The sequence below is a fragment of the Frankia sp. CcWB2 genome, from assembly GCF_977927585.1.
In genome coordinates this window covers 1-7,032 of record NZ_CDWRCM010000007.1, presented here as the reverse complement: position 1 = coordinate 7,032, position 7,032 = coordinate 1, and the positions used below count along the sequence as shown (strand labels likewise).

4 protein-coding genes are annotated in these 7,032 nt (G+C 71.7%); 3 read left to right on the top strand and 1 reads right to left on the bottom strand.

Going from position 1 to position 7,032, the window contains the following annotated elements; all coding sequences use genetic code 11:
• Positions 1–225: 225 nt before the first annotated feature.
• The gene (locus ACY45C_RS01845) at positions 226–693 is read left to right on the top strand and encodes a hypothetical protein (protein WP_462185941.1); all 468 of its coding nucleotides are present in this window, start codon (positions 226–228) and stop codon (positions 691–693) included.
• Here the strand turns inward: ACY45C_RS01845 and ACY45C_RS01840 are convergent.
• Positions 644–3,895: a leucine--tRNA ligase gene (locus tag ACY45C_RS01840; RefSeq protein ID WP_462185940.1), complete on the bottom strand. Its 3,252-nt coding sequence runs from the start codon at positions 3,893–3,895 to the stop codon at positions 644–646. The two genes, ACY45C_RS01845 and ACY45C_RS01840, sit on opposite strands and share 50 nt — an antisense overlap.
• Before the next feature lie 273 nt (positions 3,896–4,168).
• Here ACY45C_RS01840 and ACY45C_RS01835 point away from each other — a divergent pair, with 273 nt between their 5' ends.
• Together ACY45C_RS01835 and ACY45C_RS01830 are read left to right on the top strand one after the other, a co-directional pair.
• The gene (locus ACY45C_RS01835; protein WP_462185939.1) at positions 4,169–6,190 is read left to right on the top strand and encodes a thioredoxin domain-containing protein; all 2,022 of its coding nucleotides are present in this window, start codon (positions 4,169–4,171) and stop codon (positions 6,188–6,190) included.
• Between the two features lie 211 nt (positions 6,191–6,401).
• Positions 6,402–6,953, top strand: coding sequence for a hypothetical protein (locus ACY45C_RS01830; protein WP_462185938.1), 552 nt, complete (start codon positions 6,402–6,404; stop codon positions 6,951–6,953).
• The last annotated feature ends 79 nt before the right edge of the window (positions 6,954–7,032 follow it).

Below are 7,032 nucleotides of genomic sequence, written 5' to 3'. Positions count from 1 at the left end.
TGTGGAGGGTTCGAAACGCGCAAGTTATTTCATTTCGACTCCTTGGACGGCATGTGACTTTTTGAACAGTATGTGATCTATTCAACGGTGCGTGGCCGCGGAGGCGGAGGGCTCGCACGGCAGGGCGTAGGGTCGGAACTGGCGTCCGTCGTGGAGTGTCCCCGTGGCGGGCGGTAACAGCAGGTGTGGCGGACACCAGAGGACACCAGGTGTGAGGACGTGGCCGTGAACGAGGTCTTCGCCGCTTCCGTGCTGGTCGAGAGGAAGATCGACGCCGGAGCCGTCGGGTTCCTCGTTGTCCTGGCACTGATCGTGGCATCCATTGTGATCTTCTTCTTCCTCTCGAAGAGCCTGCGCCGGATGCGGTCGAACGTCGCCAGCGGCGAGTTCGCCGGCGGCGATCCTGATCCGAACGCGATGCGCCGGCTGGACGGTGGAGACGGGCGCCGTGGCGGGCGCGGTTCCGCCGCCTTGCCCGGGGGAGATGCGCCGGTTATCGACGGGGAGGTCGTCGAGGAGACCGCCGGCGCCGGTAGCCCGGCGGGCCCGGCGGGTGGCGGCAAGCAGCTGGACCTGCCGACCCAGCCCGGACCCCCGCGGGCTCCGCGGGGAGCGATCGGTAGGCGGCTGCCGCAGACCCCGGTTAGGCGGGGGAGGTGGCGATATTCACGATCCGACCGGGCACGACGATGATCTTCTTGATCGTCTGACCGTCGGTCTGCCGGGCGAACTCGGGATGCGCGGCGAGCAGATCGCGAACCGTCTGCTCCGCCGAGCCGTCCGGAACCTCGAGGGTGAACCGGACCTTCCCGTTCACCTGGACCGGGATCGTCCTGACCGACTCGGCGGCCAGCGCCGGATCCCCGATCGGGAAGGCGGCCGTGCTGACCGACTCCTCGTGACCGAGGCGGGACCACAGTTCCTCGGCGATGTGCGGGGCCAGCGGGGCCGCCATCAGGGTGAGCGGCTCGGCGAGCGCGCGGGGGGTGGGGGACTTCCCGTAACTTTTGCTGACGAAGTTGGTCAGTTCGATGAGCCGGGCGACCGCGGTGTTGAACCGCAGCCCCGGGTATTCGGCGGTGACCGTGAGGATCGTCCGGTGCAGGACGCGAAGAGCCTCGTCGTCCAACGGCTCGTCGACGACGGCGGCCGCCCCGGTGGTCTCGTCGACGACGGTGCGCCACAGCCGCTGGAGGAACCGGTGCGAACCGACGATGTCGTCGGTGTGCCATGGCCGGTCGGCGTCGAGCGGGCCCATTGCCATCTCGTAGACGCGCAGCGTGTCGGCGCCGAACCGGTCGTACATCTCGTCCGGGCTGACGCTGTTCTTCAGGCTCTTGCCCATCTTGCCCGAGCGCCGGTTGACCGGGGCGCCCTGGAAGAGGAACCGGCCGTCGGGGGTCGCCGTCACCTCGGCCGCCGGGACGTACATGCCCCGGGCGTCGGTGAAGGCATCCGCCTGGATATAGCCCTGGTTGAACAGCCGCTTGAACGGCTCCTTGGTCGAGACGTGGCCCAGGTCGTAGAGCACCTTGTGCCAGAACCGGGCGTAGAGCAGGTGCAGCACGGCGTGCTCGACGCCGCCGACGTACAGATCGACGCCGCCGTCGCCGGGAACCGCGCCCGGCCCGGCCATCCAGTATCGCTCGACGGTCGGGTCGACGAATCGCTCGGTGTTGGTCGGGTCCAGGTAGCGCAGGTAGTACCAACACGAACCGGCCCACTGCGGCATGGTGTTCGTCTCACGCCGGTACTGCTTCGGCCCGTCGCCGAGATCCAGGGTGACCGTCACCCAGTCGGCGACCCGGGCCAGGGGGGGCAGCGGGTCGCTCGCGTCGTCCTCGGCCATCGCCGTGGGCCGGAAGTCGGTCATCTCCGGCAGCTCGATCGGCAGCAGCTCGTCGGGAACCGCGTGGGGGAGCCCGTCGGCGTCGAAGACGATCGGGAACGGCTCGCCCCAGTACCGCTGGCGGGAGAACAGCCAGTCCCGCAGCCGGTACGATCGCGCCGACCTGCCGGCGCCGATCTCCTCTAGCCAGTGAACCGTGGCCTTGATCGCCTCGCTCTTCGACAGGCCGACCAGCACCGGGGCGCCGGCCGGACCGGGCCGATACTCGCCCGCACCACTGAACGCCTCGGGCCACTGCGCCGATGGAGTCGCGGGCACTACCCCGTGCGTGGCGTACCAGTCCGCGTCCGGCTCCAGCACGGCGGGGATCGGCAGGTCGAACGCGCGGGCGAAGGAGAAGTCCCGGCTGTCGTGTGCCGGCACCGCCATGATCGCCCCGGTGCCGTAGCCCAGCAACACATAGTCGGCCAGGAAGACCGGGATGACCCCGCCACCGATCGGGTTGCGCACGTACGAGCCGGTGAACACGCCGGTGCGGTCGATGACCTCCTCGCCGCGCTGCCGGTCGCTGCGGTGGGCCGCGAACTCCCGGTAGGCGTCGACGGCGGCTCGCGGGGTCCACGCCGGATCGGCGCCCGCCTCCGGCCCGGCGGTGCCTGCATCCGACCCGGCGGCGCCCGCCGGTTCCGTGCCGCCGCCCCGCCGTCCCGCCGGGAAGCGCCAGCTCACCGGAGTGCCCGTCGGCCAGGTGTCGGCGATCAGCGTGTCGACCAGGGGATGTTCGGGCGCAAGCACCAGGAAGGTGGCCCCCGCCAGGGTGTCCGGGCGGGTGGTATAGACCTCGATGCGCCGGGCGGTCGATGAGCCGGACGGATCGGAGGGATCGGACAGATTGAACAGATCGAACGGACTGGAGGCACCTGTCCCCTCGCCGGGGGCGACGACGGTGAACTCGACGCTGGCGCCCTCGCTCGGACCGATCCAGTTGCGCTGCATCTGCTTGATCGAGTCCGGCCAGTCGACCAGGTCGAGGTCGGAGATCAGCCGCTCGGCGTAGGCGGTGATCCGCAGGACCCACTGCTTCAGCGGCCGGCGGAACACCGGGTAGTTCCCGATGTCGCTGCGGCCGTCGGCGGTGACCTCCTCGTTCGCCAGCACGGTGCCCAGCCCCGGGCACCAGTTGACCAGCTGTTCGGAGATGTAGGCCAGGCGGTGCGCGTCGACGGCCTTCCGGCGGGACACTTCGTCGAGCTCGGCCCACGCCAGCCCGGCCGGGTTCGCCGCCCGGACCGCGTCAACCGACACGGCCGTGTTCCCCCCGGCGGGGCCGGCTACCGGCGCCCGGGTGCCCGCGGCGAACTCCTCGATCAGCTCGGCGATCGGCCGGGCCCGGTCGGCCTGCGGGTCGTACCAGCTGTTGAAGATCTGCTGGAAGATCCACTGCGTCCAGCGGTAGTAGCCCACGCCGGTCGTCGCGATCTCGCGGCGGGTGTCGTGGCCCAGCCCCAGCCGGGAGAGCTGGCGGCGCATGTTGGCGATGTTGGTATTGGTGGTGTCGCGGGGATGCTGGCCCGTGTTGATCGCGTACTGCTCGGCGGGCAGGCCGAAGGAGTCGTATCCGAACGGATGCAGCACGTGCCGGCCGGACATCCGCAGGTAGCGGGCGAACACGTCGGTACCGATATACCCCAGCGGGTGCCCGACGTGCAGCCCCGAGCCGCTCGGATAGGGGAACATGTCCATGATGTAGAACGGCTCCCGGCCGGCGACCTTCTCGAAGCCCGCCGAGAGCGGCCCGACCGGGTTCGGCGAGTTGAACGTGCCCTCGTCGGCCCACCGGTGCTGCCAGCGCCGCTCGATGTCGGCGGCGAGCCGGGCGTCGTACCGGAAGCTCGGCTCGCCGCCCCCGGTCCCGGCGGGGGCGCCGCCCGCGGTGCCCGCGGCTGCCGGGGTGGTCCCGCCGGACGCGTCGGTCGGTGCCACCGTGGTGTCCGCGGCGCCGGTCCGGGCGCCGGGCTCGGCCGTCTCACTCATCGCTCGTGCCATCCAAACTCGTTGGTACGTCGACCCTCTCACCGCTCTCGCGGCGGGAACGGCGGCCTGGCGGACGGCGGTCGAGCGAGCGGACGGCGGGGATCGTGCGGTCCCACGAGCCTATCCGCCGGGTACGCCGGCGCGGCGGGCCGGTCGAGGAAGCGCGCCGATCACGTCGGCGCGGCGTGGAGATGAGGGCGGACTACCTGGGCGCGCCTTTGGTTGCATATCCAGAGGCCTACGGGGTTCCGCGGGCCTGGCGGACACAGATCATGAGGAGTTCGGGTGCCTAACAAGCTCGCGGAGCAGACGTCTCCGTACCTGCTGCAGCACGCGGACAACCCGGTCGACTGGTGGCCCTGGAGCCCGGCGGCCTTCGCGGAGGCGGCCCGGCGGGGAGTGCCGGTGCTGCTCTCGGTGGGCTACGCATCCTGCCACTGGTGCCATGTCATGGCGCACGAGTCGTTCGAGGACGCCGTGACCGCCGAGTACATGAACGACCACTTCGTCAACATCAAGGTGGATCGGGAGGAGCGGCCCGACGTCGACTCCGTCTACATGGATGTCACCGTCGCCCTGACCGGGCACGGCGGCTGGCCGATGACGGTGTTCCTCACCCCTACCGCCGAGCCGTTCTTCGCCGGCACCTACTTCCCGCCGCGTCCCCGGCCCGGCATGGGGTCGTTCCGCCAGGTCCTGGCGGCGGTCACCGAGGCCTGGCAGACCCGGCGGGACGAGATCGAGGAGTCGGGGGCGGACATCGCCCGCCGGCTCGCCGAGGCGGCGATGCGCGGTCCGGTGTCCGGTCCCGCCGCCGAGATCACTCCGGCTCTGCTCGACACCGCCGTGGCGGGGCTGTCGGCCCGCTTCGATGCCCGTCACGGTGGATTCGGCGGTGCGCCGAAGTTCCCGCCGTCCATGGTCGCCGAGATGCTGCTGCGGCACTCCGCCCGCACGGGGGACGCGCGCAGCCTGGAGATGGTCGCGGTGACCTGCGAACGGATGGCGCGTGGGGGCATCTACGACCAGCTCGCCGGGGGGTTCGCCCGGTACAGCGTCGATGCGACGTGGACGGTCCCGCACTTCGAGAAGATGCTGTACGACAACGCGCAGCTGCTGCGGGTCTATCTGCACCTGTGGCGGGCCACCGGGTCGGCGCTGGCCGAACGGGTGGCCCGGGAGACGGCCGCCTTCCTGCTCGCGGATCTGCGCACCCCCCAGGGGGGGTTCGCCTCGGCGCTCGACGCGGATGCGGTTCCCGCGAGCGCCGTTCCCGCGAGCGCCGCCCCGGCGGGAGCGCACCCCGAGGAGGGGGCCAGCTACGCCTGGGCACCCGCCCAGCTCGTCGCCGTCCTCGGGCCGGAAGACGGCCGATGGGCCGCCGACGTCTTCGGCGTCACCGAGCAGGGCAGTTTCGAACGTGGTACGTCGGTGCTGCGCCTGCCGGCGGACCCGGGCGACCCGGCGAGGTTCGCGGCGGTCCGCGCGGCCCTGGCCGCGGCACGGGCGACCCGGCCGCAGCCGGCTCGCGACGACAAGGTGGTGGGCGCCTGGAACGGCCTGGCCATCGCGGCGCTGGCCGAGGCCGGCGCGTTGTTCGACGAGCCGGGCTGGGTGCGGGCCGCCGAACAGGCCGCCGTCCTGCTCCGGGACGTGCATCTCGTCGACGGACGCCTGCGCCGGACGAGCCGGGACGGCCGGGTCGGCGTGAACGCCGGGGTACTGGAGGACTACGGCGACGTCGCCGAGGGGCTGCTCACCCTGCACCAGGTCACCGGCGATCCGGCGTGGCTCGCGCTCGCCGGGACGCTGCTGGACACCGTCCGTGACCGGTTCGCGGCCCCTGGCGGGGGGTTCTTCGATACCGCGGACGACGCGGAGGTGCTGTTGCGCCGGCCGCGGGACGACTCGGACTCGGCGACCCCGTCGGGCCAGGCTGCTGTCGCCGGCGCCCTGGTCAGCTACGCGGCGTTGACCGGTTCCACCGAACACCGGTCGGCCGCCGAGACGACGGTGGCGCGCGTCGCTCCGCTGCTGGCCCGGGATGCCCGGTTCGCCGGTTGGGCCGGTGCGGTGGCCGAGGCGCTGCTGGCTGGGCCGGCCGAGGTCGCGGTCGTGGGCAGCTCGGCGCTGGAACGGCTCGCCCGCCTCGGCACGGCGCCTGGTGCGGTCGTGGTGACCAGCGGACCGCTGACCGTCGGCCGGGACACGGCCGGGGTGTACGTGTGCCGGGACTTCGTCTGTGAGCTGCCGGCCCGAACCGCCGCCGAGGTGCGCCGCCAACTCGGGGTGAAGGTGGCCACCTGACCGTCCCGCTTCTTTCACTGGTGATGCGGTAAGCATGTTGTACTGGCGATGCAGTAAGACTGGTGATGCAGTAAGCATGTAATCGTCACGAGGGGTTCTTCGGATCCGCTCCGGGGCGCCGGATCGGGCCTCCGGGTCCGGATCGGCCGGCAGGCCGGGCCCGCGCGCGGGCCCCGACGCGGGTGCCGATCGGAGATCGAGGGGACACGTCATGTCCGGTCCGCGTGGACGGGGGTACGGCAGGCCGGGGGATCGGGCGGAGGTGGTTCCGGCGGACGACGCCGCAGCCTGGTTCGCCGCGCACATCCCGGCCGGGTGGTTCGCCGGGATGCCCACGGTGGTCGTGGACCGGGACGAGATTACGGTCATCGGGGTACTCGCGGCCGGCGGCGCCGCGCCTGGAGGAGTGCCGTCGGCGACGGGGGCCCGGATCCGGCGGTTCCGGGAGCAGACCCGCGAGGAACGGATCGCCATCGCCACGAAGGCCGAACATCGGTACAACCGCAAGGTGGCGTGGGGCGCGACCCTTGGTGACACCACCGAGCTGTTCACCGCACTGTCCGTGCCGGTGATGACCCGGCTGCGCCAGCCGGAACGCCAGGTGCTCGACACCCTCGTCGACTCGGGGGTGGCGCGCAGCCGCAGCGAGGCCCTCGCCTGGTGCGTACGTCTGGTGGGCGAGAACGCCGACAGCTGGCTGTGCCAGCTCCGGGAGGCCATGGAACAGGTGGAGAAGATCCGCTCGGTGGGCCCTCGGCTGTAGTCGGCGGAGACCCCGTACGGTGCCCGATGCCAGGGGTCCCCGCACTGCGGCGAAGCCGCCGTGTGGGGGAAGGCTGGTA